This window comes from Campylobacter sp. BCW_6468, from assembly GCF_001762865.1.
Classification (GTDB): domain Bacteria; phylum Campylobacterota; class Campylobacteria; order Campylobacterales; family Campylobacteraceae; genus Campylobacter_D; species Campylobacter_D jejuni.
Map to the genome: position 1 here is coordinate 29,046 of NZ_MJXQ01000019.1, position 26,334 is coordinate 55,379.

Here is a 26,334-nt window from a genome sequence, read left to right on the forward strand (position 1 = left end):
ACATGGCTCGTATCGCAGGTGTGGATTTACCAAAGAAAAAAAGAATTGAGTATGGACTAACCTATATTTATGGTATAGGACTTTTCACTTCAAGAAAAATTCTAGATAAAGTAGGAATTTCTTATGATAAAAGAGTTCATGAGTTAAGTGAAGATGAAGCAGCAGCTATCCGTAAAGAAATTCAAGAAAACTATATGGTTGAAGGGGATTTGAGAAAACAAGTTGCTATGGATATTAAAGCACTTATGGATTTAGGAAGCTTTAGAGGCTTAAGACACAGAAAAGGCTTACCAGTTCGCGGACAAAAAACAAAAACAAACGCAAGAACTAGAAAAGGTAAGAGAAAAACTGTTGGTGCAAAATCATAAGGATAAATCATGGCAAAAAGAAAAATCGTAAAGAAAAAAGTAGTTAAAAAAAATATAGCAAAAGGTATTGTTTATATCAGTGCGACTTTTAACAATACTATGGTTACAGTGACTGATGAAATGGGAAATGCTATCGCTTGGAGTAGTGCAGGTGGTTTAGGATTTAAAGGTTCTAAAAAATCAACTCCTTATGCAGCACAACAAGCAGTAGAAGACGCTTTAAATAAAGCAAAAGAACACGGAATTAAAGAAGTAGGCATTAAAGTACAAGGACCAGGAAGCGGTAGAGAAACTGCTGTTAAGAGTGTAGGTGCTATGGAAGGAATCAAAGTAACTTTCTTAAAAGATATCACTCCATTAGCTCACAATGGTTGCAGACCGCCTAAGCGTCGTCGTGTCTAAGATATAAGAAAAATTTAGGAGAATATTATGGCAAGATATAGAGGACCAGTAGAAAAATTAGAAAGACGCTTTGGTGTTAGCTTAGCATTAAAAGGAGAAAGAAGACTAGCTGGCAAAAGTGCACTAGACAAACGCCCTTATGCGCCAGGACAACACGGAGCAAGAAAAGGTAAAATTAGTGAGTATGGACTTCAATTAAGAGAAAAACAAAAAGCTAAATTTATGTATGGAGTAAGCGAAAAGCAATTCCGTCGTTTATTTGCTGAAGCAGCAAGAAGAGAAGGAAATACAGGGGTATTACTTATCCAGCTTTTAGAACAAAGATTAGACAATGTGGTATATAGAATGGGTTTTGCTACAACACGTCGTTTTGCAAGACAACTTGTAACACATGGACATATTTTAGTAAATGGTAAAAGAGTGGATATTCCTAGCTTTAGAGTAGAAGCAGGTGCTAAAATCGAAATCATCGAAAAAAGCAAAAACAATCCTCAAATAACAAGAGCTATCGAACTTACAGCACAAACTGGAATCGTTGCTTGGGTTGATGTTGAAAAAGATAAGAGATTTGGAATTTTCACAAGAAAACCTGAAAGAGAAGAAGTTGTCATTCCGGTTGAGGAAAGATTTATCGTTGAGCTTTACTCTAAGTAATAGGGGCTAAATATGAGAAATATTACAACATCTGCTTATACGCCAACAGAATTTACAATAGAAAACATTAGTGATACTGTGGCTAAAATCAGTGCTTGGCCTTTTGAGATCGGCTATGGAATCACCCTAGCCCATCCTTTACGCCGTTTGCTTTACACTAGCACCATAGGATATGCTCCAACTGCGATCCATATTGATGGCGTAGCTCATGAATTTGATAGCATGCGTGGTATGCTTGAAGATGTAGCACTTTTTATCATTAATCTAAAAAAACTACGCTTTAAAATTAAAGGCGAATCAAATAAAGAAATAGTAGAATTTAGCTTTAAAGGCTCAAAAGAAATTTACGGCAAAGATCTAAATAATGATCAAGTAGAGGTAGTAAACAAAGACGCCTATCTAGCAACTATCAACGAAGATGCTGAACTCAAATTCACATTGATCGTTGAAAAAGGTATTGGCTATGTACCAAGCGAAGAAATTAAAGAGCTTATAAATGATCCTAAATTTATAGCTTTAGATGCTTTCTTTACACCTGTAAGAGAAGCAACCTATGATATTGAAAAAGTTTTGTTTGAAGATAATCCTGATTATGAAAAAGTGGTTTTAACTGTAACAACTGATGGACAAATCACTCCAAATGAAGCTTTTCAAAATGCTCTAGAAGCTATGTATAAACAATTATCAGTATTTGATAAAATCACCAATGTTAGAAGCGTAATTAAAAATCAAGCAACAAGCAATGAACTAGAAAATACTAAATTATTGCAAAACATTACAGATTTAAATTTAAGTGCTAGAAGTTATAATTGTCTTGAAAAAGCAGGAGTAGTTTACATAGGCGAGCTTGCTTTGATGAGTGTAAGTGAACTTGCAGGGCTTAAAAATTTAGGTAAAAAATCTCTTGATGAAATTAAAAACATCATGGAAAGCATAGGTTTTCCTGTGGGAACTTCTAAGCTTAGCGATAATAAAGAAATACTTAAAAATAAAATCGCAGAATTAAAAGCACAAAACGAAGGATAAAGAATGAGACATAAACATGGATATAGAAAACTTGGCAGAACTTCATCTCATCGTGCTGCCTTATTAAAAAATTTAACTATAGCTTTAGTAAATAGCGGAAAAATCGAAACTACTCTACCAAAAGCTAAAGAATTAAGAGGTTATGTAGAAAGATTGATTACTAGAGCAAGACTTGGAGATTTTAACGCTCATAGAGCAGTTTTTGCTTCATTACAAGATAAAAACGCTACTAATAAATTAGTGACTGAAATTGCTCCAAAATTCAAAGATCGCAATGGTGGATATACAAGAATCATCAAAACAAGAATTCGCCGTGGTGATGCTGCTGAAATGGCTTTCATCGAATTTGTAGCTTAATCAAATCCTAGCTTTTGCTAGGATTAATACTTCAATTAAATACCTTAAAAATAAAAAGTTTTAAATAAAATTAAATTTATTTATTTTCTAAAACCCTTGCTAAAAATTCAACTACTTATGCTAATATAAGTTTTTAATTTTTAATTTCAAGGATATGTTATGCAAGAAAACACTCGTTTACGCATTGCGATACAAAAATCAGGTAGACTTTCAAAAGAATCCATAGAGCTTCTTTCAGAATGTGGTGTTAAAATGCATATCCATGAACAAAGCTTGATCGCTTTTTCTACAAATTTACCCATAGATATTTTACGCGTTAGAGATGATGATATCCCTGGGCTTATTTTTGATGGAGTTGTAGATTTAGGCATTATAGGGGAAAATGTTTTAGAAGAAAATGAACTTGAACGCCAGTCTTTAGGAGAAAATCCAAGCTATAAGCTTTTAAAAAAGCTAGATTTTGGATATTGCCGTCTTTCTCTTGCCTTACCTCAAGAAAATAAATTTCAAAATTTGAAAGATTTTGAAGGCTTAAGGATAGCTACTTCTTATCCACAACTTTTAAAGCGTTTTATGAAAGAAAATGGGATTAATTATAAAAATTGTACGCTTACAGGTTCTGTTGAAGTAGCCCCTAGGGCAAATTTAGCCGATGCGATTTGCGATCTTGTTTCAAGCGGGGCAACTTTACAAGCAAACAATCTTAAAGAAGTTAAAGTCATTTATGAATCTCATGCTTGTTTGATTCAAAAAGAAAATGCTTTAAGTAAAGAAAAACAAGCCTTAGTGGATAAAATTATGTTGCGTGTAGCAGGAGTAATGCAAGCAAGAGAATCTAAATACATTATGCTTCATGCTCCAAAAGAAAAGCTTGATAAAATTCAAGCCCTACTTCCAGGAGTTGAAAGACCGACTATCTTACCTTTAGCACACGATGAAAAAAATGTAGCTTTACATATGGTAAGTAAAGAAAATCTTTTTTGGGAAACCATGGAGGCTTTAAAAGAAGAAGGTGCGAGTTCGATTTTAGTTCTGCCTATAGAAAAAATGTTAAAGTGAGTAAAAAATGCAAATTTTAGTATATGATAATTTGGATGAAAAACAAAAAGAAGAAGCGTTAAAACGCCCTGCTATAAGTGCGAAAGATGAAATTTCAAAAATAGTAAGTTCTATCATTAAAGAAGTGCAAGAAAAAGGCGATGAAGCTTTGATAGAACAAGCTTTGAAATTTGATAAGGCTGAAATTTCAAAGATTAAAATCACTCAAGAAGAAATCACTCAAGCAAGCAAGCGTTTAGATAAAGATTTACAAGAAGCTATTTTAGTGGCTTATGAAAATATCAAAAAATTTCACGAAGCCCAAATCCCACATGAAATCGCTCTTGAAACTACAAAAGGCGTTAAATGTGAAGTTTTAACACGCCCTATAGAAAAAGTAGGACTTTACATACCAGGGGGTTTGGCACCTTTGTTTTCAACGGTTTTAATGCTAGCTATTCCTGCAAAAATTGCAGGTTGTGAAAAAATCGTTTTAGCAAGTCCTGCAAAAATCAATGATGCTGTGCTTTTTTGTGCTAAGCTTTGTGGCGTGGATGAAATTTATCAAATGGGCGGTGCAGGAGCTATAGCAGCTTTGGCTTACGGTACCCAAAGTGTTTTAAAGGTGGATAAAATTTTTGGCCCAGGAAATGCCTTTGTAACCGAAGCAAAACGCCAAGTAAGTAGTGATATAAACGGAGCAGCTATTGATATGCAAGCAGGACCTAGTGAAGTTTTAGTCATAGCTGATGATTTAGCTAATGAAAAATTTGTAGCTAGTGATTTGCTTTCACAAGCTGAACATGGTGCAGATTCTCAAGTGATTTTAGTGTGTTTAAGTCAAGATTTTGCTAAAAAAGCAAGTGATGAAGTCCAAAGTCAATTAGAACTTTTGCCTCGCAAAGAACTTGCAAGCAAAAGCATTGCTAATTCACGCATTATCATAGCTAAAGATTTAAATCAAGCCTTAGAAATTTCAAATCTTTACGCCCCTGAACATTTGATCATACAAACTCAAAATCCACGAGAACTTTTAAAAGGTGTAAAACACGCAGGATCAGTATTTTTAGGAGCTTATTCCCCAGAGTCTATGGGTGATTATGCAAGTGGGACAAATCATGTTTTACCTACTTATGGACTTACTAAAACGCATTCTAGTTTAGGTTTGGCAGATTTTAGTAAAAGAATGACCGTTCAAGAGTTAAGTAAAGAAGGTTTTTTAGCTTTAGGTAAAAGTGTTGAAATTTTAGCACAAAATGAGCATTTAGACGCGCACAAAAATGCAGTAACTTTTCGTTTAGAAAGCTTAAAATGAGTCAAAAAATCCTTTTTATAGATAGAGATGGCACTTTAATAGAGGAGCCAAAAAGCGATTTTCAAATCGATACTCTTGAAAAATTGCGTTTTGAAAAAGATGCTATTCCCACTCTTTTAAAACTAAAAAAATTTGGATTTAAATTTGTTATGGTAAGCAATCAAGACGGTCTTGGAACACCAAGTTTTCCAAAGGAAAATTTTGAAATCGCTCATGAAAAAATGCTTGATATTTTAAAAAGTTGCGGTATAGAATTTCAAGATATTTTTATTTGTCCGCATTTTGAAAATGAAAATTGTGCTTGCAGAAAACCTAAAACTGCTATGTTAGAAGAGTATATCAAACACGAACTTTATGATAAGGAGCAAAGTTTTGTTATAGGAGATCGTGAGAGTGATATGATCTTGGCTTCAAATTTAGGCGTGCGTGGTTTAAAATACGGCGAACTTTCTTGGAAAGAAATAGAAAATGAAATTTTAAGTTCTTTTAGAAGCGCGAGTTATCAAAGAACTACTAAAGAAACAGATATAAAAGTAAAGGTATGCTTAAATGGGGGTAAGGTTAGCATTAAAACAGGTATTGATTTTTTTGATCACATGTTAGAGCAAATCGCTGTACATGGAGGTATAGGGCTTGAAATTTCTTGTAAAGGAGATTTGGAAATCGATGAGCATCATAGCGTTGAAGATGTAGCCTTAGCACTTGGAGCTTGTATCAAAAAAGCTTTAGGGGATAAAATCGGCATTGCAAGATATGGTTTTGCTTTACCTATGGATGAGTGTTTGGCAAGTTGTGCGATGGATTTTTGCAATCGTCCCCATTTAGTCTATAAAGCCAAATTTAAAAAATCTCATTTAGGGGCTTTAAGCACAGAAATGATCGAGCACTTTTTTTATTCTTTAAGCTATGCTATGGGCCTGAGTTTGCATTTAAAAGTTAAAGGCAAAAACGATCATCATAAAGCCGAAGGGCTTTTTAAAGCCTTTGCAAAAGCTTTGAAAATGGCAGTAAAAATAGAAAGTGAAAATTTAGCCAGCTCTAAAGGAGTGATATGAAAATCATCATCATCGATACAGCCTGTGCGAATTTAGCATCTTTGAAATTTTGTCTAGATAGATTAGGTTTTAATGCAACTATCAGTAGGGATTTAAAAGAACTTGAAAGTGCGGATAAGCTTTTTTTACCTGGAGTGGGTACCGCAAAAGAAGCAATGAAAAATTTAGAACAATTTAATCTTATTGATTTTATTCAAAATACCAAAAAACCTTTGCTTGGTATTTGTTTAGGTATGCAAATTTTAGGAAATTTTTCTGAAGAATTAAATCAAGAAACCTTAAAACTCATAGATTTTACAACTCAAAAATTTAAAGCTAAAGAAGGCTTTACTTTTCCACATATGGGATGGAATGAAGTTTATAGCTCTCATGCTTTGTTTAAAGGCTTAGAAGGGGCTTATTTTTATTTTGTGCATAGTTATTGTGTAGGACTTGGGAAATACACTATAGCAGATTGTGAGTATTCGCAAAAATTTAGCGCAAGCGTAATGAAAGATAATTTTTACGGAGTGCAATTTCACCCTGAAAGAAGTAGCGAGGCTGGGGAAATTTTAATTTCAAATTTTATTAAGGATATAGGATGACTCAAATCATACCCGCACTCGATCTTATAGATGGCGAAGTGGTGCGTCTTGTAAAAGGGGATTACGAACAAAAAAAAGTATATAAATACAATCCCTTAAAGAAATTTAAAGAATACGAAAAAGCAGGAGCGAAAGAACTTCATCTTGTAGATCTTACAGGTGCAAAAGATCCTAGCAAAAGACAATTTGCTTTGATAGAAAAATTAGCCAAAGAGGTCAGTGTCAATTTGCAAGTAGGTGGAGGTATACGCTCTAAAGCAGAAGTTAGAGCTTTGCTTGATTGTGGAGTAAAAAGAGTAGTTATAGGATCTATGGCAATTAAAGATGCGACTTTATGTCTTGAAATTTTAAAAGAATTTGGTAGTGAAGCTATAGTTTTAGCCTTAGATACGATTTTAAAAGAAGATTATGTTGTGGCTGTAAATGCTTGGCAAGAAGCAAGCGATAAAAAGCTTATGGAAGTTTTAGATTTTTATAGCAATAAAGGCTTAAAACACATACTTTGCACAGATATTTCAAAAGATGGCACCATGCAAGGAGTAAATGCAAGACTTTATAAACTTATCCATGAAATTTTTCCTCATATTTGCATTCAGGCAAGTGGTGGAGTAGCAAGCTTAAAAGACCTTGAAAACTTAAAAGGAATTTGTAGTGGGGTTATCGTAGGAAAAGCTTTATTAGACGGAGTTTTTAGTGTAGAAGAAGGGATAAGATGTCTGGAAAATTGACCTATAAAGAATTAATTATAGAAGTTTTAAAACAAACTAAAAAGCCTTTAAATGTGAGTGAAATTTGGCAAAAAGCTCTTGAAAAAGGCTTAGATAAAAAGCTTTCTAGTATAGGACAAACACCCACTCAAACAATTTGGAATAGGTTGCTTACAGATAAAATTAACTTTCTTAAAACCTCAATAAAACCTACAACTTTTTGGCTAAAAGAAAGAGAAAATGAACTTTTAAAGCTTGATAATAAAAATGAAATTACTAACGAAAAACAAGAAAAAAATAAATTTCATGAAAGAGATTTACACCCCTTGCTTGTAAAATTTTTATATGAAAATTTAGATTTTAATTTAAATTGCAAAACAATTTACCATGAACAAAGCAAAAAGGGTAAAGGTGGGGAAGATAAGTGGAATTATCCTGATATTATAGGGGTTTATTTTCCTTATGATGATTATGAAAAAGAAACCATAACACTTTTAGAAAATATCAAACAAAACAGCTATAAACTTTTTTCTTTTGAACTTAAAATTGCTTTAAATTTTTCAAATTTAAAAGAATGCTATTTTCAAGCTGTAAGTAATTCTAGCTGGGCAAATGAAGGCTACTTGGTTGTTTTACAAGAAATTGATAGCGAAGTTTTAAGCGAGTTAAGACGCTTAAATCAAAGTTTTGGCATAGGAGTGATAAAACTTGAAAAAGATATTTCAAATTCTCAAATTTTAATTAGTGCAAAAGAAAAAGAACTTGATATTCAAACACTAAATATGCTGATCAATAAAAATCCAAATTTTAAAGAATTTATTGATGATATAAACAAACAAATTAAAGTGGGCAAAGAAGCAAAAATTCAAGCTAATTTTGATGAAATTAAAAGCGATGAAGAAATGGAAAAATATCTTAAAGAAAAATGTATTTTGGAGAAATAAATGCTTACAAAACGCATAATTGCATGTTTAGATGTCAAAGATGGCAGAGTAGTAAAAGGAACACAATTTAAAAACCATAAAGATATGGGAGATATCATAGAGCTTGCTAGGTATTATTCTCAAAATGATATTGATGAGCTTGTTTTTTATGATATTGCTGCAAGTGCTAGAAAAGAACGCATATCAAGAGAATGGGTAAGTGAAGTAGCAAAAAATATCAATATTCCTTTTTGTGTTGCAGGGGGTATTAAAAGCGAAGAAGATGCAGCTGAACTTTTGGCTAATGGGGCAGATAAAATTTCTATCAATTCTCCTGCTTTAAATGATCCAAGCCTAATCACACGCCTTGCTAAAAGCTTTGGCGTGCAATGCGTAGTAGTAGGGATTGATAGTTTTAAAGATGAAAATGGAAATTTAAAAGTATTTCAATACACAGGGGATGAAAAAACAAGTAAACATAGTGGAAAAAGCACTTTAGAATGGGTTAAAAAAGTGCAAGATCTAGGTGCAGGCGAAATTGTTTTAAATATGATGAATCAAGATGGTGTTAAAAATGGCTATGATTTAGAACAATTAGAAGCTGTATATAAAATTTGTAAAGTACCTTTGATCGCAAGTGGGGGAGCGGGAAAAATGGAACATTTTTTAGAAGCTTTTAAACTAGGTATAGATGGGGCTTTAGCTGCTTCTGTTTTTCATCAAAAACTTATAGACATTAAAGAATTAAAAATTTATCTTAAAAATCAAGGCTTAAGTATAAGGATATAATATGCAAAATTTCAAAGAACTTAATGAAAAAATCGCTTGGCAAAAAGTGGATAATCTTTTACCTGTCATCATCCAAGATGCAAAAACTTGCGAAGTTTTAATGCTAGGCTTTATGAATAATGAAGCCTTAGAAAAAAGCTTAGAAAGTGGCAAAGTAGTCTTTTTTTCACGCACAAAACAGCGTCTTTGGATGAAGGGTGAAGAAAGTGGAAATTTCTTAAATATCATAGATTTAAGCTTAGATTGTGATAATGACACGCTTTTAATTTTAGCAAATCCTGTAGGGCCTACTTGTCATACGGGCGATATTTCTTGTTTTGAAAAAATTTCTAAAAATGCAGATTTTGTTTTTCTAGACAGACTTGAAAAACTTATTAATGCACGCAAAAATGCCGATGAAAATACTTCTTATACAGCAAAACTTTTCAAAAGTGGTACAAAACGCATCGCACAAAAAGTTGGTGAAGAAGGCGTAGAAACAGCTTTAGCAGCGACAGTAAAAGATAAAGAAGAGCTTATTTGTGAAGCAGCGGATTTAATGTATCATTTAAGTGTTTTACTTGCAGATGCAAATCTTAGTTTCTCAGATGTGATTTCAAAGTTGAAAGAAAGACATAAAGCTTAAAGCTTTATGTAAAATAAATTTATATCAATGCAAGGCTTCATTAAGTTTGACTGCTTTTTTATTTAAAGCTACTATCATAGCACCACTTATAGAATCTTGACGGAAATGTAGTCCATTTAAACCTTTAAGCTCTAAGCCTTTGTAAATTTCTTTATCAAAATTAAAATAAGGATTAAGTTTAGCAAGTTCTTCGGCATCTTTGAGTAAAAATTTCGTTCCTTCTAGCACTGCAATACCTGCATCAACTATACAATTATCCCCTAAAGGAATTCCTGTCACTGAATTAGCCCCTAAAAGACAAGCCTTGCCTACGCTTATAGCATTGCCACTTGTTCCACTTAAAACACCTAAAATCGAAGCTCCGCCACCTACATCAGAACCCTCTCCTACTATAGCACTTGAACTAATACGCCCTTCAACCATACAAGCTCCTGTTGTACCTGCGTTAAAATTCACATAACTTGCCCCTGGCATGATGGTTGTTCCTGCTGCTAAAGACGCACCCATTCTTACTTTAGAACTTTCTAAAATTCTTGTATTATCCTCAGGGATAATATGTGCTAAAAATCTTGGGAATTTATCAACAAAATCGATTTTTGGATATTGATTGCTCATTTTTAAACGCATTTCATTTGCTCTTAAATACTCAAGCTCGATAGGCTTATCATCACTCCAAGCTACATTGCTTAAAAGTCCAAAAGCTCCATTTAAATTGATACTTCTTAAAGGTACTTTTTTAGTAGAAAGCAAATAAAGTTTTAGATAAATACTTTCTACACTTAAAGGTTCTTTATCTTCAAAAAGACAAACAAAAGAAAATTCATCGTCTTTAAATTTATCTTTGATAATCTTTAATAAATCAATATTTTGATGCCCATCTTCTTCTAAAAAAGGTTTAAAACAAGAAAGTGCAAAATCAATATCTTCTAATTTCAAAGTTTGCACAAACTCACTCGCATTAAAATCAATCTCCACGCCCCTTTGCATAAAAGCTTCAAGCATGATTGCCGCTGAGCCAAAATTTTGCTCATAGTTAATCAAAGCAAAACTTGCTTGTAAGATTTTATTTTTATTTAACTGTCCTCTATCAAGCCTTGCTATACCAAAAGCTTTAGGTTTTTTATAGCCACTTTTTTGCTCGATTTGTTTGATTAAAAGTAAAAAATCTTCTTTAGTATTAATCATTTTCTTTTCCTTATCCACTTAATTTTTAATGCGAACACGCACTTTTTCCATTCATCACAGGTTGTATAGCAGAATTATCCGCACCACCTTCATTGTTAATCTTTTCTATAAAACTCCAAATTTTTTCAGCCGCCATTAAATAACGCCTTGAACTCACACTTTCAGGGTGATAAAAACTCACAGGCTTGCCTTCATCTCCACCTTCTCTTACTATCATTTCTATAGGAATTTGTGCTAAAACTTCACTTTTATAGGCTTTTGCCATATCTTCAGCTGTTCCTTTACCAAAAATATCATACTCTTTACCATTATCAGGACATAAAAATCCACTCATATTTTCAATCACACCCGCTATAGGAATATGAAGTTTATTAAACATATCTAAAGCTCTTTTGCTATCGTCTAAAGATACGGTTTGAGGCGTGCTTACACAAACTCCTGCAGTAATAGGAATACTTTGCGCAGAAGTAATTTGTGCATCGCCTGTTCCTGGAGGCATATCTAAAAACAATACATCAAGTTCAGGCCAAATCACATCAGCTAAAAGTTGCTCGATTGCTTTCATAATCATAGCTCCACGCCACATAAGGCCTTGACCCTCTTCGATCAAAACCCCCATACTCATCATATAAACACCATGAGTTAAAATAGGCTTTAATCTCTGCCCTACTACTTCAGGCTGAGTTTTGGTTTCACCTAGCATTCTTGGAATATTTGGCCCATAAATATCCGCGTCTAAAATACCTACTCTTTTTCCCATTTTAGCCATGGAAATTGCTAAATTTACTGTAGTTGTAGATTTACCCACACCACCTTTTCCACTTGAAACCATGATGAAATTTTTTACTTGTGGAGCGATATTTTTTCCACTTCTTGAATTACTTTTTTCTTCAGGAATTTTTGGAGTAATGATATTAAGTTCAATATTTTTTAAAGCCAAACTCGATAAAGCTTCAATAATATTTTTACGAATTTCATTAGCTACTTCAGGATTTGCTGAAACGATTTCTATATCAATGAATACACCATCATCTTGAATTTTAATATCTTTTACAAAGTTAAAACTCACTATATCCTTTTCAAAACCAGGATATTTTACAGTTTTTAATTTCTCTAAAATTTGTTCTTTCATATTTTTTCCTTGTCTTTTAAAAAAATCAATTTTACTAATAAAATGATAAAATTTAGCTTTTTATAAGTGTATAATATGGTAACATTATAAAAACCAACAATATTAAAAAGAGGAATGAAAAAATGAGTGAAATGAGCCTCATTATGTTAGCAGCTGGAAATTCTACTCGTTTTAATACAAAGGTAAAAAAACAATTTTTACGACTTGGAAATGACCCTCTTTGGCTTTATGCAACAAAAAATTTAAGCTCTTTTTATCCTTTTAAAAAAATAGTTGTTACCTCTAGTAATATCACTTATATGAAAAAATTTACTAAAAACTATGAATTCATAGAAGGTGGTGATACCAGAGCAGAATCCTTAAAAAAAGCCTTAGAGCTCATAGATAGCGAATTTGTTATGGTAAGTGATGTAGCAAGGGTATTGGTGAGTAAAAATTTGTTTGATCGTTTGATTGAAAATTTAGATAAAGCAGATTGTATTACCCCTGCTTTAAAAGTTGCAGATACAACACTTTTTGACAATGAAGCCTTGCAAAGAGAAAAAATCAAACTCATTCAAACCCCGCAAATTTCTAAAACCAAATTGCTTAAAAAAGCCTTGGATCAAAACCTAGAATTTACAGATGATAGCACAGCTATAGCTGCAATGGGTGGAAAAATTTGGTTTGTTGAAGGTGAAGAAAATGCAAGAAAACTAACCTTTAAAGAAGATCTTAAAAAACTTGATTTGCCTACACCTAGCTTTGAAATTTTTACTGGCAATGGTTTTGATGTGCATGAATTTGGAGAGAATCGCCCTTTGCTTTTAGCAGGAGTGCAAATTCATCCTACTATGGGGCTTAAAGCACACAGCGATGGAGATGTTTTAGCTCACTCTTTAACCGATGCGATTTTAGGTGCTGCAGGACTTGGAGATATAGGAGAGCTTTATCCTGATACTGATATGAAATTTAAAAATGCCAACTCCATGGAGCTTTTAAAACAAGCTTATGATAAAGTCAGAGAAATAGGTTTTGAACTCATTAATATAGACATTTGCGTCATGGCACAAAGCCCTAAACTTAAAGACTTTAAACAAGCTATGCAAAGCAATATAGCTCATACTTTAGATTTAGATGAATTTAGAATCAATGTTAAAGCCACAACAACGGAAAAATTGGGTTTTATTGGAAGAAAAGAAGGTATGGCGGTGCTTAGTAATGTAAATTTAAAATATTTTGATTGGACAAGATTATGAAAGTTTTAATTATTGAAAATGAAATTTATCTAGCGCAAAGCATTAGCATTAAACTAAGTGATGCTGGATATAGCTGTGAAATTATTAACTCGTTTGATGAATACAATGGTGAAAAATACTATGACATTATACTGCTTTCTACAAATACTAATAATTTTCTAAAAGCCGTAGGTCAGTTTAAACATAGTATTATTATTTTGCTTATTTCTTATATAAGTACAGATACAGTTTCAAATCCTTTGAAATTAGGTGCTAGTGATTATATTCAAAAACCCTTTATGATAGAAGAGCTGATTAGAAAAATAAAGCATTATCAGGATTTTAGAAAACTTTCAATCCTTAATAAAGCTTATCAAAGCTATATCAAATCAAGATTAGAAACAATCAAAATTCCAGAGTATAATTATAAAAAATTAAAACTTCCATTGATATTAAAATCCAACAAGCAAAGCAGTGCTGATGCTTTTGTTTTTAATTATGCAAATGAATGTGACATTACTCTTTCTTTTATTGATTTAACATCTACAAATTCAGTTGAAAAAGTTATGAAACTTCCCACAGAAAACAATCTCTTATTTTTGAGTAATTTTCAAGCATTAAAAGCAACAGAAAAGGAAAAACTCCTAGATTTTATACAAAACAAAAATGTTATTTTGCATACCAATTCAAATACAGATGATTTAAAAATAAACTGCATTAATTTAAATGATAATGAAAAAAATATCAATAGCAATGAAATTTTAACTATAGATGAGTATGTAAAATATGTTATTATAAATTACCAAAATATATTTCCTGATACTGATCTTTCAAAAAAATTAGGCATTTCACGTAAATCTTTATGGGAAAAAAGGAAGAAATATGAAATCAGCAAGAAAAAATAAAAACATTACCATAGATCAAAATGAATTTGGCATCTTGTCACTTATTAAAGAAGGTTTGCTAGGTACTTGCACTCATTTAATGAATGAAAAAGAAGTCAATGAAATCATTAAATCAGGAAAATTTAAAGGAGAAAGTTTTCCCTATCCCTTAAGCTTTGCACCAAAAAATGCTGAAGAAGCACTAAATGATATAAAATCTGGCGATAGAATCGATCTCATACTAGATGAAAAAGTAGTAGGACATATAGATTTTAAAAGCCAATTTAAAAATAATAAAAATTTTTCTGATATTTTCAGTCCTAACACTTGCTCTTTAGAAGACATGGGAACAACTTGCATAAGTGGAAAAATAGAAATTTATAATTCTCAAATTGAAAAAATAAAAGAAAATTTTCAACAAATCAAAAACAATCTTAATGCACAAAAAATTACCGCTATAGTTTCAAGTTTTGATCCTTTGCATCGTGCCCATGAAAGAATGTTTCGTTGGACTATTGATAAAGCAGATTTAGTTGTAATTTTTCTTGTAGAATCTTTTGATGCAAATGGGTTTGAATTCGAACTTAAAGAAGCTTATTTGAAAAAATTTATTCAAAACTATCTTCCACCGGATAGAATTTTCATTTTTCCATTAAAAAATATTAATATTTTTCACGCCCATTTAAATCCTGGCTTAGAAAGCATTATCGCAAAAAGTCTAGGTTGTACCAAACTAGTAGTAGGACAAAATCATACAGGACTTGGAATGTTTTATGATGATAATCAACCAAAAACCATACTTGATGATTTTTCCAAGGATTATGGCATAGAAGTGATTGTTTTGCCTGAATTTGTATTTTGCGATCAATGTCGCATGATTGTTAGCACGAGATCTTGCCCTCATGGTTGTCATCACCATTTGCACTATAATTCTCAGTCTTTAAAAGATTTACTAAGAGCGGGTATCATTCCTCCAGCAATTTTCATGCGCAAGGAAGTATCTAGTGTTATCTTAACTTCTCTTTTTCCAAATAGATTAAAAAATATGCAAAAAATTTATAATGAGCTTTTTCCAACTGATGGAATTTTAGAATACAAAAATGATGAAGAATTTTATCAAAAACTTTTAGAAATTCATCAAATGTCTTATATGGTGTAATAAAATGCAAAAATTATTTTTAACTTTTTTTTATTCAGGTTCTGTAAAAAAGGCAAGTGGGACTTTTGGTACTATCGCTGCTTTAATACCTGCTTTTTTTATACTTAAATATCTCGGGATTAATACTTTGTTTTTACTAAGCATTTTAATTTTTGTTGCAAGTATTCGTGTTATAGATGATTATGAAAAAAAAACAGGAATTCACGATGACAAACACATAGTTATCGATGAGGTTGCTGGAGTTTTTCTTGCTTGTGCTATTGCAGCAAGTGTTGAAAACTCGATAGTCAATTTTATTTTGGCTTTTGTTTTATTCAGACTCTTTGACATTACAAAACCTTCTATTATTGGTAAGATAGATAAAAAAGTCAAAGGCGGACTAGGTGTAATGCTTGATGATATGTTAGCAGGATTGTTTGCTGGACTTTTAAGTGCGGTAATTTATGGATTTTTACTTAAATTTAATTTAGTTTTTTGGGATATAAATTTAAAAGACTTATTTTGAAATTTTGCTTAAATTAATTAAATTTTAAATTTTATTCTTATATAATTTAGTCTTTAATTTCAAAAAAGGAAAATATAAATGGCAAACCATAAATCTGCTGAAAAAAGAGCAAGACAAACTATTAAAAAAACAGAAAGAAATAGATTCTATAGAACAAGACTTAAAAATATAACTAAAGCCGTAAGAGAAGCTGCAGCAAATGGAGATAAAAATGCTGCTAATGAAGCTTTAAAAGTAGCTAATAAAAGCATTCATGCTATGGTAAGTCGCGGTTTCATTAAAAAACAAACTGCTTCTCGCCGTGTAAGCCGCTTAGCCCTTTTAGTAAATAAAATCGCATAATTTTCTATATAGTTTTTAATGTTAGCTAGCAAACTAGATCCTTTTTTAAAACGCTTTGAAGAGTTAAATTCTCTTCTTAGCAGTTCTGATATAATCAACGATATCAGTAAAATGACTACACTCTCTAAAGAACAAAAAAATTTAGAACCTATCGTTTTAAAAGCTAAAGAGTATTTAAAAACTTTAGACAATATAGAAGAAAATAAAGCTTTGCTAAACGATCCAGAACTTGGGGAACTTGCGAAAGAAGAACTAAAAACTTTAGAAGAATTAAAACCAAAGCTTGAAGAAGAGATTAAAATTTTACTTCTTCCTAAGGATCCCAATGATGAAAGAAATATTTTTCTTGAAATTCGTGCAGGCGCAGGTGGCGATGAGGCATCTTTATTTGTAGGAGATCTTGTAAAAGCTTATGCAAGATATGCTGAAAATCGTGGCTATAAACTTGAGATTGTAAGTTCTAGTGAAGGAAGTGTAGGTGGATTTAAAGAAATCATCATGCTTGTTAAAGGAACAGGAGCTTATTCAAGACTTAAATATGAAGGTGGAACGCACCGTGTTCAAAGAGTTCCTCAAACAGAATCCCAAGGACGCGTGCATACTTCTGCTATCACCGTGGCAGTAATGCCAGAAGTTGATGATATAGAAATCGAAATCAATCCAAACGATCTTAAAGTTGATGTTATGCGATCTTCAGGACATGGTGGACAAAGTGTAAATACTACTGATTCAGCTGTTCGTATCACTCATATCCCTACAGGTATAGTTGTAGTCAATCAAGATGGAAAAAGCCAACACAAAAATAAAGAAAGTGCGATGAAAGTCCTAAAAGCAAGGCTTTATGAAATGCAAGAGAGTGAAAGACTGGCAAAAGAAAGTGAAGCAAGAAAATCACAAGTAGGAAGCGGAGATAGAAGTGAACGCATTCGCACTTACAATTTTCCACAAAATCGTATCAGCGATCATAGAATAAATCTTACTTTATATCGCTTAGATGCCATTATGCAAGATGGGCTTTTTGATGAAATCATAGAACCTTTAATCACTCATCATCAAGCCCAAGCTTTACAAGAACAAAATTTATAAGATTTTATATAAATTAATGCTTATGTAGGAATTTATGTGGATTTCCACTAGCACCTACATGTGTAACATTTCCATTTTCTATATCATAAGCTTGACCAAAACCTTTTACAAAGCGTCCTTTTTTAAATTCAAGCTTTACTAGATGAAAATCAAGCATCTTGCGTATAGTTTTAATGCCTCCTTCTCCTCCGGTTTGTTTTTCAAACTCATCATAAATTTGATCAAATCTTTCACCTCTCTCTAAAAAGCTTGCATTTACTCTATAGCGCAATCTTTTGCGAAGTATCACAGAAGCGGCTTTACTCTCATCCTCTAAAAACATTATTTCTATATTGTTTGGATTTACTTTGATGTTGTTAAAATGTTCGCTTACTTCACTTATATAAATATAATTTCCCCATTGTGTGCTTACAAAAGGTGCATACGAGCAAACAACTTCTCCATTTGCATTTAAAGTTGCCAAAGCTACAGAATTAAAACTTAGCATAAATTCATTTAATTCTTTTTCTACGCCACTAAAATTTTGCTCGCTCTTTGCACTCATGCAAAGGGATATTATAGCATCTTTAATCGTGTTTTCATCGGCTTTTTTAGGAAATTCCACTCGTAAATTTTCTTTATCATTGTAAACAAGATCTAAGCCATTAAAATCAACACTTTTTAGAAAAACATCTTGTACTTGCTCAATACCACCAAATTTTTTACAAAGATCGACTAAATTTGATTTATGATGATCATTCATATGAGAAATAATGCTTTCAAAATTCATTTTTATCCTTTCTTGATTTTAAAATAAAATATTAAAAAAAATGGTATCAATTATCAAATTAAAAAGCACTTAAAATATATAAATTATCTATTTTAACAAAAATTTATACTAGATTAAGTTAATAAAGGATAAATTTATTTCTAAATTATTATGATATAAATTATCATTATTTATTTTATTTAAGGAGTAAAATTTGCACCCAAATAAAAAAGCTTTTAAATTATCTTTATTTGCATTATTGCTAATAACTAATTTAAATGCACAAGAATCAAATAAAGCTATCAATCTACAAAAAGTTGTTGTTAGTGCAACAGGTTTTGAACAAGATGCAGACTCAAATTTACGCAATGTAATCAGCATTGAAGGCAAAGATCTGCAAAATAAAGGTTATGTTTCCTTAGAACAAGCCTTAGAAAGAATTTCGGGCATTAGTTTTGTAAATTTTGGACTTGGACGCAATATAGATATGCGTGGACAAGGAAATAAGTCCAATATAGCTGTAAAAGTTATGATCGATGGGCGTGCTATTAATGTTCTTGATAATTCCCATGGTGTAACCCCGCTAAATAGTATCAATTTAGATAATGTAGAACGCATAGAAATCATACCTGGGGGTGGGTCTGTGCTTTATGGAAATGGTACTAGAGGGGGTGTGATTAATATCATTACAAAAAAACAAAAATCAGATGCTTTTGCTATAAATTTAAAAAGCAGTGCTTATGATCATGGTAGATTAGGTGGGAATTTAGGTATCAATGGCGTCAAACAAATAAATGAAAATTTAGCTTTTAGCTTTGATATACAAAGTTTTAACCTTGATGGATATCAAGAAGGTTATAATGAAAAAGGTTATTTTATCAACACAAAAACCTATATTGATATCAATGATAATAGCGATTTAACTTTGGGTTATAATTATTTTAAAAGCAAAAATACTAGCAGTGGTTATCTAACAAAAGCACAAGCTCAAAGCAATCCAACCCAAAAAGGTAAGAGTGATAATATCACACAAATCAATCGCCCTGAAATTTCTTTGGATTATCATTACTATTTTGATGATATATGGGAATTTAACCTAGAAGCTTTTTGGCAAAATCAAAAAATCAATTATCTAAAAGATGAAATTTCTATGAAGGGAACTACAGCTTATCAAAATGGAAGTGGCTTTGAAGACACACTTACAGGGATAAGTTTAAAAAACAAGCTAAATTATGCAAATAATTCTTATTTTATTTTTGGTTATGAATTTGCAAACCATGATGCAAAAAGAAAGAGTTTGGTGTATTATAGCGTTCCAGGTGTCATAAATTATCACAGGATGACAACTTTAATGGATATGGATAAACAAAGCCATTCTATTTTCGCTCTTGATTCTCATGAATTTAATGATATTTTTAGTATTTCAGGTGGAGCAAGATATGAATTTAGCACTTATAATACCAATAGATCTTATAGAAATGAAATGAGTATGAACGGAAAACCGTCATCATCAAATCCTATGATCACAGACCAAACAACCCTTTTTGATACCGATAAAAACACCAATAATTTTGCTTTTGAAATCACTCCAAATTTTAAATACTCAGACACAGGAAAGCTTTATATCAAATACGAAAGAGGTTTTGTCTCTCCAAGTCCAGCACAATTTGTCAACAAGGATAAAAATTCACAAAAGTATTATTCTGCAAATTTAAATCCTGAGATCTTTGATACCTTTGAACTAGGTATTGATGATTTTTGGTGGGATTTTTACGGCTTTAATCTAACTTTATTTTACACCCTAAGCAAAGATGAAATTTCTTATCTTGGAAACCCTCATTCTACTAGTGGATCTTGGTGGAAATATTATAATATAGATCAAACTCGCCGTTTAGGAGTAGAATTAAGCCTGAGTCAAAATTTTTTAGATGATGATTTAATCTTTAGAGAAAGTCTAACTTATCTTGATGCTAAAATTTCTAAAGGTGTTAATGACGGCATGAGAATTCCTTATGTTTCAAAAATCAAAGCCACAGCTGGGCTTGAATACGCTTGGAATAAAAATTTCTCAAATTTTATTGATTTAACCTATTTTTCTAGAGCAAAAGATGGTGGAACTATAGATGAAAATACAGGAAAAATGTCTAAAAATTCTTGGATAAGGGATTATTTTTTAACAGATATTGGCATGAAATATAATTATAAAAAATTACAAATTTTAGCAGGAATTCGCAATCTTTTCGATAAAAGATACTACACCTATCAAGACAGTATAAATGATCAATACCTAGTTGGAAATGGCAGAAACTACTATGTTGAATTTAAATACGCATTCTAAAATTTTAGTGATTATAGGGCTTTTGGTAGCTTATATAATCGCTTCTTTTACAGCACTTTGCTTAGGAGATGAGAATTTAAATCCAAAAGAGCTTTTTTCATATATCTTTAGCCAAGATGAAATTTTAAGACAAATAATCATAGATGGACGCTTACCACGGATTATAATGGCGATTTTAATCGGTATGCTTTTAGCTAGTAGTGGGGCTATCACTCAAAATGTATTTTCAAATCCTATAGCTGATCCTTATATCATAGGTATAGCTTCTGCGGCAACCTTTGGAGCGGTTTTGGCGTATTTGTTAAAATTGAATGATTATTATTATGGAATTTTAGGTTTTGTTTGCTCTGCCTTTTTTGCCCTAGGAGTTTTTAAAATTTCTTCTAAAGCTTCTATAGCAACTTTACTCATTATCGGCATAGCAGCTTCATCTTTTTTAGGGGCTTTCACTTCTTTTTTCACTTATCTTATAGGCGAGGATTCTTTTAAAATAGTCGCTTGGCTTATGGGAAATATAGGCAATGCTTCTTGGTTTCGTGTGGGAATTTTAATCTTGCCTTTAATTTTTTGTTTGTTTTATTTTTACGCTCATAAAAACGAATTAAACATACTTTTAAGCGGAGATGATGAAGCTAGAAATCTAGGGGTAAATGCTCAAAAATTAAAGATAAATTTACTCATTGTCTCATCCTTGGCTGTATCTTTTGCGGTTGCTTTTAGCGGACTTATAGGCTTTGTTGGACTCATCATTCCTCATACTATAAGACTTTTGCTTAAAAATTATAATAATGCCTTAGTTATCCCTTTATGTACAGCATTTGGAGGATTATTTTTACTTATTTGTGATACTTTAGCAAGAACTCTTTTAGCTCCTGTGCAAATTCCGATTGGAATTTTAACTGCATTTTTTGGAGCTCCTATTTTTTTATACTTGGCTTTAAGTGCTAGGAGATTTTTATAATGCTAAAAATACATGATTTAAGCTTTGCTTATCACCAAAAAGATTTACTAAAAAACATTCATTTAAAACTTAAAAATCAGGCTTTTATAGGAATTTTAGGGCCAAATGGCTCAGGTAAAAGCACTCTTTTAAAACTTATACTTAAAAATTTAAGTCCAAATAAAGGAGAGATAAGTCTTTTTAACACAAATATCAAGGATTTTTCTCTTAAAGAATTTGCCAAAATTTGTGGCTTTGTGCCTCAAAAATCAGAATTAAACACCCCTTTAAAAGTCATCGATGTGCTTTTAATGAGCAAATATGCGAATTTAAAACATGCTTTTAGTTCTTATTCTAAAGAAGATATTTTAGAAATTAAAGAATTTGCTAAGGATTTAAGACTTGAAAATTTTCTAGAAAGAAGCATACTTTCTTTAAGCGGAGGTGAATTTCAAAGAATGCTTTTAGCAAGAGCTTTACTTAAAAAGCCAAAAATTCTTTTTTTAGATGAACCCACTTCAGCCCTTGATTTAAACTATGCTATAGAGCTTTTAAGCCTTTGCGAAAAACTAGTTAAAGAAAAAAATATAGCCGTTGTTGCTATCTTGCATGATTTAAATTTAGCTTCTATGTTCTGCGATAAAATCCTTTTTTTAAAAGAAGGGGAGATAAAGTATTTTGGAACGAGTAAAGAGCTTTTTACTCAAGAAATTTTAAAAGAAATTTATGATTTAAACTGCGAGATTATTTATAAAAATTCTAAACCTTATATTTTAGCTTTAAAGGAGAAAAAATGAAAAAAATTTTAATTATTATGAGTTTGTTTTTAATCACACTAAATGCAAAAGAACGCCTTGTAGTGCTTGATCCTGCAAGCATAGAAACCCTTTTTATGCTTAAGGCTGAAGATCAAATCGTAGGCATTGCCACTTTACAACACTCAAATATCTATCCTAAAGATCAAACCTCAAAACTTACAAGCGTAGGCACTTTTTCAAATCCTTCACTTGAAAAAATAGTAGCACTAAAACCAAGTTTGGTGATTTTAAGCTCTTATTCTTTAAATTTAGAAGAAGGACTTAAAAATTTTGGTATCAAAAGTATCAATTTAAAAGCCGAGCGTTTAGAAGATATAACAAAAAATATCACAACCTTAGGCCAAATCACCAAAAAAGAAAAAGAAGCAGAGCTTTTAAAACAAGAATTTGCTCAAAATTTAAAAAAATTAAGCGATAAACCCCTAAATAAAAGTGCGATTTATCTTTATTCTAGCAACCCTTTAATGGCCTTTAATGATAATTCTTTAATAGCTGATATTTTAAGACTTATAGGGATTAAAAATTTAAGTCCGCAAAGTCAAATTTCAAGACCTGTTATATCAGCAGAATATATACTGAAACAAAATCCAGATATACTCATTCTTGGAATGGATGTCAAAAATAATCTTTTAGATACAAATGCTTTATTGAAAAATACCAAAGCAGTTAAAACAGGAAGTATTTATTTTAACAAAGATACACCTATATTATTACGTCTTAGTCCTAAGATAATAGATAGAATTCAAGAATTTAAAACAAAGCTAGAAAATAACAATTTTTAATCACTCAATCTTGCTTTAAAAAATTCGCAAGTTTGACAAAGTTTTTCTATGCGTTTATCTTCTTCAAAAGCTTTTTTCATCATCTTTATACGCGGTGATTTAAAAAGCTTATCAAAGTTATTTTCAAAAACATTTCCCAAGTGAATATCTGCCTTAGTATCCAAACAGCAAGGCACTAAACTTCCATCACTTAAAATCCCAATTTGCTCTTTTAAAGCATGGCATTTTCCTTTTTTATAAAGGGGTTTATCTTTTAAATTTGGCCATTTAAAAAGTTTATTTTGATGAAGCAAAATATGTCTTTGTAAGCGATTTTTACTTAAGTTTGCATCGATCTTAGCTTCAAATTCTTTGGCTAAAAACTCATAAATTTTTAAATTTGACTTAGGTGCTTTAAAATTAGCATCTAAATTCCAAAGTCTTAGATTGATAAAAGAAAGGCTTTTTTGCTCTAAATGCTTTTTGCAAAGTTCTAAAATAGGCTTAAAATACTGTTCTAAAGAAATTTTGCTTTGACTTAAAAAAGACATTAAAGAAATATTGATTTGATGGATATTCTCATACCCTAACAATAAAGCTTGATTTTTAGAATTTAGATAAAAGCCACTTGTAGTGATTTCAAGTTTCATAGCTTCATCTTTTGCGATTTTTAGATAATTTCCCAAATTAGGTAAAAGCAAAGGATCGCCCAAAAGATGAAAGGTAAAAAGCTCAGCTTTATTAGAAATTTCATAAGCTAAGTTTTGAAATTTTTCTTCACTCATTACCCCGCGAATTCCTTTTCGAGAAGGACAAAAATCGCATTTTAAACCACAAATATCACTTAATTCTATATATATTTTTTTAAATTTCATTATATTTCCTAGAGTAAACATTTTACCAAAATTTATGAAATTTATTAAAATATGTAACATTTTTATCGATATTTTTATCTTTTTTATTTCTCTTCTTTATTTTTAAATATATTAAACAAAAATCACACTATACTTAAATAAAAATCTAAAATTAAGGAAGGGTTTATGCAAGAGCTTACTCGCACGAAAAAAATTCGCTCTATTATTGCTGCAAGTAGCGGAAATTTAGTAGAGTGGTTTGACTTTTATATCTATGCTTTTACAGCAACTTATTTTGCTCATACTTTTTCAACTTCAGATAATCCTGTTATCCAGCAAATCAATGCCTTTGGAGTTTTTGCAGCAGGATTTTTTATGCGTCCTATAGGTTCTTGGCTTTTTGGTTCTTTGGCTGATAAAGTAGGTCGTAAGAAATCTATGGTTATATCAGTGGTTTTAATGGCTTTGGGCTCTTTTATGATAGCAGCCTTACCAAGCAAAGATACAGTGGGCGATCTTGCTATTATCTTGCTTTTAATAGCAAGACTTATTCAAGGTCTTAGTGTAGGCGGGGAGTATGGCATAGCAGCTACTTATCTTTCAGAACTTGCTACGGAAGGAAAACGCGGTTTTTACTCATCTTTTCAGTATGTAACCCTAATAGGTGGTCAACTTTTGGCCGTTGCAAGCATTAGTATAATGTTTTTATTTTTTAGCATTGATGATATGAAAGATTATGCTTGGAGAATACTTTTTGCAATAGGCGGAATTTTAGCACTAGGCTCGCTTTTTGTAAGAAAAATGATGAATGAAAGTGCTACAAAACTTCACCAGCATGAAGATCGTGGTACTTTAAAGGCATTATGCAAATCTTGGAAACCTTTTTTAATGGTACTTGGGGTTACCTCTGGAGGTTCTTTAGCTTTTTATACTATTACAACTTATACTAAAACTTTTATGGAAAATACAGGTATGGATAAAATGCTTGTTAATAATCTTTTCTTAGGTGCTTTATTTATACTAATGATCATTCAACCTCTTTTTGGATATATAGGAGATAAAATAGGTCACAAACGATCTTTAATTGTATTTTGTATTTTGGCATTGGTAGGAATTTATCCTATTTTTTCACTTATAGCCAATAACGCACAAAATAATCCTTCTTTGACATTTATGTTGGTGGTATTATTGTTTGTTATTTTAAGTTTTTATACTTCAGTTGCTGGGATTTTTAAAGCAAAACTTTTTCCTGAACATGTAAGAGCTTTAGGGACAGGTTTGGGTTATGCTATTTCAAATGCTGTTTTTGGAGGATCTGCTCCTTGGGTTGCTTTACAATTTAAAAATGCAGGTATAGAAAATGGCTTTTTTATATATATAGCTATTTTTACAATCATCATGCTTATAGCTACTTTATGTTTGCCTAAAAAATCAGAGCTTAATTAATTTTAACGCTTTTAAAGAAAGTGCCGAAAGTGCGGTACTTTCTAACTCTTTTAAGGTTTTAAATTCATAATTTTTATTTTCATTGTTTAAAATTTGATGATAAACCTTGATATTAAGTTTATACTTAGTATAGTTGTGCTTAAACTCCCCTACAAAACCCATATCTTTAGAAAGTTTATACTCTCCTTCTTTAAAAAAAGGAAAATTATACATACCCTTATAAAGCTTATCTTGGCTTTTCTGTATCGCAAATTTTTTATTAAATTCAAACAAAAAAAGATTTAAATTTAAACTCTCATAAAGTATTTTTTTAGCTCTTGGATAAAGCTCTGTATGAAATTTGCCTTGACAAAAATCATACAAAGGACAAATCCCACACTTTGCATTTTTACCCACACAAACCAAAGCCCCTATATCAAGCAAAGCTTGGTTGTGATCAAAGGCATGATTTAAATTTAAAAGCTCTTTAGCTCTTTTTTCAAGTTCTTTCATGCTAGGATTTTCTAAAGCAAAAAGACGAGAAAGCACACGGCGTATATTGCCATCAACAAAAGAAACCTTTTGATCGTAGCCAAAACAAGCTATAGCGCCTGCTGTATAAGCTCCTATACCGCTTAATTTTTTTAGATCCTCAACTTCTTTAGGTAATTTAGCCCCAAACTTATCCACGCATTCTAAAGCTGCCTTTTTTAAATTTCTAGCACGAGTGTAATAACCAAGTCCTTGCCAAGCCTTTAAAAGCTCGTCTTCATTAGCATTAGCCAAACTTTCTAAAGTAGGAAATTTTTGCAAAAAGGGGAAATAAAACCTTTCTAAAACTGATTTAACTTGAGTTTGCTGAAGCATAATTTCGCTGATATAAACCCCATAAGCTCTATCAATATGCTTTAAACTTTCATCACAATTTTGACTTTGTAAATTACGCCAAGGCAAAGTTTTGCGTCCATTTTTTTCATACCAAAGAAGTAAATTTTCTTGTAGTTTTTCAAGCTCTTTTTTTTGCATAAATGAGAGTATAACAAAAAATTTTAAAATTTTTTGCTAAAATTAGCTCAAATTAAATTATTAAGGATATC

29 protein-coding genes are annotated in these 26,334 nt (G+C 31.4%); 24 read left to right on the plus strand and 5 right to left on the minus strand.

Annotated elements, in window-relative coordinates; genetic code table 11:
• The first annotated feature begins 2 nt into the window (after positions 1-2).
• From rpsM to hisIE, 13 genes are all read left to right on the plus strand, one after another.
• On the plus strand, positions 3-368 hold the full coding sequence (gene rpsM / locus AJ889_RS01160; RefSeq protein ID WP_002800121.1) for a 30S ribosomal protein S13: 366 nt from the start codon (positions 3-5) through the stop codon (positions 366-368).
• Positions 369-377: 9 nt separating this feature from the next.
• Positions 378-770, plus strand: coding sequence for a 30S ribosomal protein S11 (rpsK, locus tag AJ889_RS01165; protein WP_002779544.1), 393 nt, complete (start codon positions 378-380; stop codon positions 768-770).
• Between the two features lie 27 nt (positions 771-797).
• Positions 798-1,424, plus strand: coding sequence for a 30S ribosomal protein S4 (gene rpsD / locus AJ889_RS01170; protein ID WP_002858938.1), 627 nt, complete (start codon positions 798-800; stop codon positions 1,422-1,424).
• Between the two features lie 12 nt (positions 1,425-1,436).
• Positions 1,437-2,450: a DNA-directed RNA polymerase subunit alpha gene (locus tag AJ889_RS01175; protein WP_002855748.1), complete on the plus strand. Its 1,014-nt coding sequence runs from the start codon at positions 1,437-1,439 to the stop codon at positions 2,448-2,450.
• A 3-nt stretch (positions 2,451-2,453) separates the two neighbouring features.
• Positions 2,454-2,807 carry a 50S ribosomal protein L17 gene (rplQ, locus tag AJ889_RS01180; protein WP_002851332.1) on the plus strand — a complete coding sequence of 118 codons (354 nt, stop codon included), beginning with the start codon at positions 2,454-2,456 and terminating at the stop codon, positions 2,805-2,807.
• A gap of 159 nt (positions 2,808-2,966) precedes the next feature.
• Positions 2,967-3,866 carry an ATP phosphoribosyltransferase gene (gene hisG / locus AJ889_RS01185; protein ID WP_002886568.1) on the plus strand — a complete coding sequence of 300 codons (900 nt, stop codon included), beginning with the start codon at positions 2,967-2,969 and terminating at the stop codon, positions 3,864-3,866.
• Between the two features lie 7 nt (positions 3,867-3,873).
• A complete protein-coding gene (gene hisD / locus AJ889_RS01190) occupies positions 3,874-5,160 on the plus strand; it encodes a histidinol dehydrogenase (RefSeq protein WP_002867578.1) in 1,287 nt (428 codons plus the stop codon).
• The gene (gene hisB / locus AJ889_RS01195; protein WP_070293210.1) at positions 5,157-6,215 is read left to right on the plus strand and encodes a bifunctional histidinol-phosphatase/imidazoleglycerol-phosphate dehydratase HisB; all 1,059 of its coding nucleotides are present in this window, start codon (positions 5,157-5,159) and stop codon (positions 6,213-6,215) included. The genes hisD and hisB overlap by 4 nt, the downstream gene beginning before the upstream one ends.
• Complete coding sequence (hisH, locus tag AJ889_RS01200; RefSeq protein WP_002851270.1) at positions 6,212-6,799, plus strand: imidazole glycerol phosphate synthase subunit HisH; 588 nt, start codon at positions 6,212-6,214, stop codon at positions 6,797-6,799. The genes hisB and hisH overlap by 4 nt, the downstream gene beginning before the upstream one ends.
• Positions 6,796-7,527, plus strand: a complete 732-nt coding sequence (gene hisA / locus AJ889_RS01205) for a 1-(5-phosphoribosyl)-5-[(5-phosphoribosylamino)methylideneamino]imidazole-4-carboxamide isomerase (protein ID WP_002860060.1) — start codon at positions 6,796-6,798, stop codon at positions 7,525-7,527. Before hisH ends, hisA begins: the two co-directional genes overlap by 4 nt.
• Complete coding sequence (locus AJ889_RS01210) at positions 7,512-8,450, plus strand: HTH domain-containing protein (protein WP_002935145.1); 939 nt, start codon at positions 7,512-7,514, stop codon at positions 8,448-8,450. Before hisA ends, AJ889_RS01210 begins: the two co-directional genes overlap by 16 nt.
• Positions 8,451-9,218, plus strand: a complete 768-nt coding sequence (hisF, locus tag AJ889_RS01215) for an imidazole glycerol phosphate synthase subunit HisF (RefSeq protein WP_032584491.1) — start codon at positions 8,451-8,453, stop codon at positions 9,216-9,218. It abuts the gene before it with no gap.
• Position 9,219: 1 nt separating this feature from the next.
• Positions 9,220-9,843: a bifunctional phosphoribosyl-AMP cyclohydrolase/phosphoribosyl-ATP diphosphatase HisIE gene (hisIE, locus tag AJ889_RS01220; protein WP_002935143.1), complete on the plus strand. Its 624-nt coding sequence runs from the start codon at positions 9,220-9,222 to the stop codon at positions 9,841-9,843.
• Positions 9,844-9,867: 24 nt separating this feature from the next.
• Here the strand turns inward: hisIE and AJ889_RS01225 are convergent, their stop codons facing one another.
• Together AJ889_RS01225 and AJ889_RS01230 are read right to left on the minus strand one after the other, a co-directional pair.
• Positions 9,868-11,028 carry a tetrahydrodipicolinate N-succinyltransferase N-terminal domain-containing protein gene (locus AJ889_RS01225; protein ID WP_002851311.1) on the minus strand — a complete coding sequence of 387 codons (1,161 nt, stop codon included), beginning with the start codon at positions 11,026-11,028 and terminating at the stop codon, positions 9,868-9,870.
• A 25-nt stretch (positions 11,029-11,053) separates the two neighbouring features.
• A complete protein-coding gene (locus AJ889_RS01230) occupies positions 11,054-12,160 on the minus strand; it encodes an Mrp/NBP35 family ATP-binding protein (protein WP_002867572.1) in 1,107 nt (368 codons plus the stop codon).
• Positions 12,161-12,282: 122 nt separating this feature from the next.
• On the opposite strand from AJ889_RS01230, the gene AJ889_RS01235 reads away from it, so the two are divergent.
• The 6 genes from AJ889_RS01235 (at position 12,283) to prfA (ending at position 17,353) form a co-directional block, all read left to right on the plus strand.
• Positions 12,283-13,398: a bifunctional 2-C-methyl-D-erythritol 4-phosphate cytidylyltransferase/2-C-methyl-D-erythritol 2,4-cyclodiphosphate synthase gene (locus AJ889_RS01235; protein ID WP_002868302.1), complete on the plus strand. Its 1,116-nt coding sequence runs from the start codon at positions 12,283-12,285 to the stop codon at positions 13,396-13,398.
• Entirely contained in the window at positions 13,395-14,282 is an 888-nt protein-coding gene (locus AJ889_RS01240) for a response regulator (protein WP_002868301.1), read from the plus strand. Before AJ889_RS01235 ends, AJ889_RS01240 begins: the two co-directional genes overlap by 4 nt.
• Positions 14,260-15,420 (plus strand): sulfate adenylyltransferase, encoded by a 1,161-nt coding sequence (locus tag AJ889_RS01245; RefSeq protein WP_002860066.1) that lies wholly within the window; start codon positions 14,260-14,262, stop codon positions 15,418-15,420. The genes AJ889_RS01240 and AJ889_RS01245 overlap by 23 nt, the downstream gene beginning before the upstream one ends.
• A gap of 4 nt (positions 15,421-15,424) precedes the next feature.
• On the plus strand, positions 15,425-15,925 hold the full coding sequence (locus AJ889_RS01250; RefSeq protein ID WP_002851418.1) for a phosphatidylglycerophosphatase A: 501 nt from the start codon (positions 15,425-15,427) through the stop codon (positions 15,923-15,925).
• Between the two features lie 78 nt (positions 15,926-16,003).
• The gene (gene rpsT / locus AJ889_RS01255) at positions 16,004-16,267 is read left to right on the plus strand and encodes a 30S ribosomal protein S20 (protein ID WP_002856547.1); all 264 of its coding nucleotides are present in this window, start codon (positions 16,004-16,006) and stop codon (positions 16,265-16,267) included.
• 18 nt (positions 16,268-16,285) lie between these two features.
• Positions 16,286-17,353, plus strand: coding sequence for a peptide chain release factor 1 (prfA, locus tag AJ889_RS01260; RefSeq protein WP_002868299.1), 1,068 nt, complete (start codon positions 16,286-16,288; stop codon positions 17,351-17,353).
• A gap of 13 nt (positions 17,354-17,366) precedes the next feature.
• On the opposite strand, the gene AJ889_RS01265 is transcribed toward prfA, so the two are convergent.
• Complete coding sequence (locus AJ889_RS01265) at positions 17,367-18,122, minus strand: HugZ family heme oxygenase (RefSeq protein WP_002856189.1); 756 nt, start codon at positions 18,120-18,122, stop codon at positions 17,367-17,369.
• 193 nt (positions 18,123-18,315) lie between these two features.
• Here AJ889_RS01265 and AJ889_RS01270 point away from each other — a divergent pair, with 193 nt between their 5' ends.
• The 4 genes from AJ889_RS01270 to AJ889_RS01285 are packed head-to-tail and all read left to right on the plus strand — an operon-like array spanning position 18,316 to position 22,979.
• On the plus strand, positions 18,316-20,439 hold the full coding sequence (locus AJ889_RS01270) for a TonB-dependent receptor (protein WP_002935133.1): 2,124 nt from the start codon (positions 18,316-18,318) through the stop codon (positions 20,437-20,439).
• Positions 20,414-21,400 (plus strand): iron ABC transporter permease, encoded by a 987-nt coding sequence (locus AJ889_RS01275; protein ID WP_002851460.1) that lies wholly within the window; start codon positions 20,414-20,416, stop codon positions 21,398-21,400. Before AJ889_RS01270 ends, AJ889_RS01275 begins: the two co-directional genes overlap by 26 nt.
• Positions 21,400-22,176: an ABC transporter ATP-binding protein gene (locus AJ889_RS01280; RefSeq protein ID WP_002868297.1), complete on the plus strand. Its 777-nt coding sequence runs from the start codon at positions 21,400-21,402 to the stop codon at positions 22,174-22,176. The genes AJ889_RS01275 and AJ889_RS01280 overlap by 1 nt, the downstream gene beginning before the upstream one ends.
• Positions 22,173-22,979, plus strand: coding sequence for an ABC transporter substrate-binding protein (locus AJ889_RS01285; protein WP_002868296.1), 807 nt, complete (start codon positions 22,173-22,175; stop codon positions 22,977-22,979). Before AJ889_RS01280 ends, AJ889_RS01285 begins: the two co-directional genes overlap by 4 nt.
• Here AJ889_RS01285 and AJ889_RS01290 read toward each other — a convergent pair.
• Complete coding sequence (locus tag AJ889_RS01290; protein WP_032584493.1) at positions 22,976-23,833, minus strand: radical SAM/SPASM domain-containing protein; 858 nt, start codon at positions 23,831-23,833, stop codon at positions 22,976-22,978. The genes AJ889_RS01285 and AJ889_RS01290 overlap by 4 nt on opposite strands.
• A 165-nt stretch (positions 23,834-23,998) precedes the next feature.
• Between AJ889_RS01290 and AJ889_RS01295 the strand changes: the two genes are divergently transcribed.
• Entirely contained in the window at positions 23,999-25,258 is a 1,260-nt protein-coding gene (locus AJ889_RS01295) for an MFS transporter (protein WP_002874088.1), read from the plus strand.
• Here AJ889_RS01295 and mutY read toward each other — a convergent pair.
• The gene (mutY, locus tag AJ889_RS01300; protein ID WP_002860074.1) at positions 25,244-26,263 is read right to left on the minus strand and encodes an A/G-specific adenine glycosylase; all 1,020 of its coding nucleotides are present in this window, start codon (positions 26,261-26,263) and stop codon (positions 25,244-25,246) included. The genes AJ889_RS01295 and mutY overlap by 15 nt on opposite strands.
• Positions 26,264-26,334 lie beyond the last annotated feature (71 nt).

What these genes read in the sequence shown, in the direction of transcription:
- rpsM (WP_002800121.1), top strand. Translation starts at nt 3, where the DNA reads ATGGCTCGTATCGCAGGTGTGGATTTACCAAAGAAAAAAAGAATTGAG.
- rpsK (WP_002779544.1), top strand. Translation starts at nt 378, where the DNA reads ATGGCAAAAAGAAAAATCGTAAAGAAAAAAGTAGTTAAAAAAAATATA.
- rpsD (WP_002858938.1), top strand. Translation starts at nt 798, where the DNA reads ATGGCAAGATATAGAGGACCAGTAGAAAAATTAGAAAGACGCTTTGGT.
- AJ889_RS01175 (WP_002855748.1), top strand. Translation starts at nt 1,437, where the DNA reads ATGAGAAATATTACAACATCTGCTTATACGCCAACAGAATTTACAATA.
- rplQ (WP_002851332.1), top strand. Translation starts at nt 2,454, where the DNA reads ATGAGACATAAACATGGATATAGAAAACTTGGCAGAACTTCATCTCAT.
- hisG (WP_002886568.1), top strand. Translation starts at nt 2,967, where the DNA reads ATGCAAGAAAACACTCGTTTACGCATTGCGATACAAAAATCAGGTAGA.
- hisD (WP_002867578.1), top strand. Translation starts at nt 3,874, where the DNA reads ATGCAAATTTTAGTATATGATAATTTGGATGAAAAACAAAAAGAAGAA.
- hisB (WP_070293210.1), top strand. Translation starts at nt 5,157, where the DNA reads ATGAGTCAAAAAATCCTTTTTATAGATAGAGATGGCACTTTAATAGAG.
- hisH (WP_002851270.1), top strand. Translation starts at nt 6,212, where the DNA reads ATGAAAATCATCATCATCGATACAGCCTGTGCGAATTTAGCATCTTTG.
- hisA (WP_002860060.1), top strand. Translation starts at nt 6,796, where the DNA reads ATGACTCAAATCATACCCGCACTCGATCTTATAGATGGCGAAGTGGTG.
- AJ889_RS01210 (WP_002935145.1), top strand. Translation starts at nt 7,512, where the DNA reads ATGTCTGGAAAATTGACCTATAAAGAATTAATTATAGAAGTTTTAAAA.
- hisF (WP_032584491.1), top strand. Translation starts at nt 8,451, where the DNA reads ATGCTTACAAAACGCATAATTGCATGTTTAGATGTCAAAGATGGCAGA.
- hisIE (WP_002935143.1), top strand. Translation starts at nt 9,220, where the DNA reads ATGCAAAATTTCAAAGAACTTAATGAAAAAATCGCTTGGCAAAAAGTG.
- AJ889_RS01225 (WP_002851311.1), bottom strand. Translation starts at nt 11,028, where the DNA reads ATGATTAATACTAAAGAAGATTTTTTACTTTTAATCAAACAAATCGAG.
- AJ889_RS01230 (WP_002867572.1), bottom strand. Translation starts at nt 12,160, where the DNA reads ATGAAAGAACAAATTTTAGAGAAATTAAAAACTGTAAAATATCCTGGT.
- AJ889_RS01235 (WP_002868302.1), top strand. Translation starts at nt 12,283, where the DNA reads ATGAGTGAAATGAGCCTCATTATGTTAGCAGCTGGAAATTCTACTCGT.
- AJ889_RS01240 (WP_002868301.1), top strand. Translation starts at nt 13,395, where the DNA reads ATGAAAGTTTTAATTATTGAAAATGAAATTTATCTAGCGCAAAGCATT.
- AJ889_RS01245 (WP_002860066.1), top strand. Translation starts at nt 14,260, where the DNA reads ATGAAATCAGCAAGAAAAAATAAAAACATTACCATAGATCAAAATGAA.
- AJ889_RS01250 (WP_002851418.1), top strand. Translation starts at nt 15,425, where the DNA reads ATGCAAAAATTATTTTTAACTTTTTTTTATTCAGGTTCTGTAAAAAAG.
- rpsT (WP_002856547.1), top strand. Translation starts at nt 16,004, where the DNA reads ATGGCAAACCATAAATCTGCTGAAAAAAGAGCAAGACAAACTATTAAA.
- prfA (WP_002868299.1), top strand. Translation starts at nt 16,286, where the DNA reads ATGTTAGCTAGCAAACTAGATCCTTTTTTAAAACGCTTTGAAGAGTTA.
- AJ889_RS01265 (WP_002856189.1), bottom strand. Translation starts at nt 18,122, where the DNA reads ATGAATTTTGAAAGCATTATTTCTCATATGAATGATCATCATAAATCA.
- AJ889_RS01275 (WP_002851460.1), top strand. Translation starts at nt 20,414, where the DNA reads ATGTTGAATTTAAATACGCATTCTAAAATTTTAGTGATTATAGGGCTT.
- AJ889_RS01280 (WP_002868297.1), top strand. Translation starts at nt 21,400, where the DNA reads ATGCTAAAAATACATGATTTAAGCTTTGCTTATCACCAAAAAGATTTA.
- AJ889_RS01285 (WP_002868296.1), top strand. Translation starts at nt 22,173, where the DNA reads ATGAAAAAAATTTTAATTATTATGAGTTTGTTTTTAATCACACTAAAT.
- AJ889_RS01290 (WP_032584493.1), bottom strand. Translation starts at nt 23,833, where the DNA reads ATGAAATTTAAAAAAATATATATAGAATTAAGTGATATTTGTGGTTTA.
- AJ889_RS01295 (WP_002874088.1), top strand. Translation starts at nt 23,999, where the DNA reads ATGCAAGAGCTTACTCGCACGAAAAAAATTCGCTCTATTATTGCTGCA.
- mutY (WP_002860074.1), bottom strand. Translation starts at nt 26,263, where the DNA reads ATGCAAAAAAAAGAGCTTGAAAAACTACAAGAAAATTTACTTCTTTGG.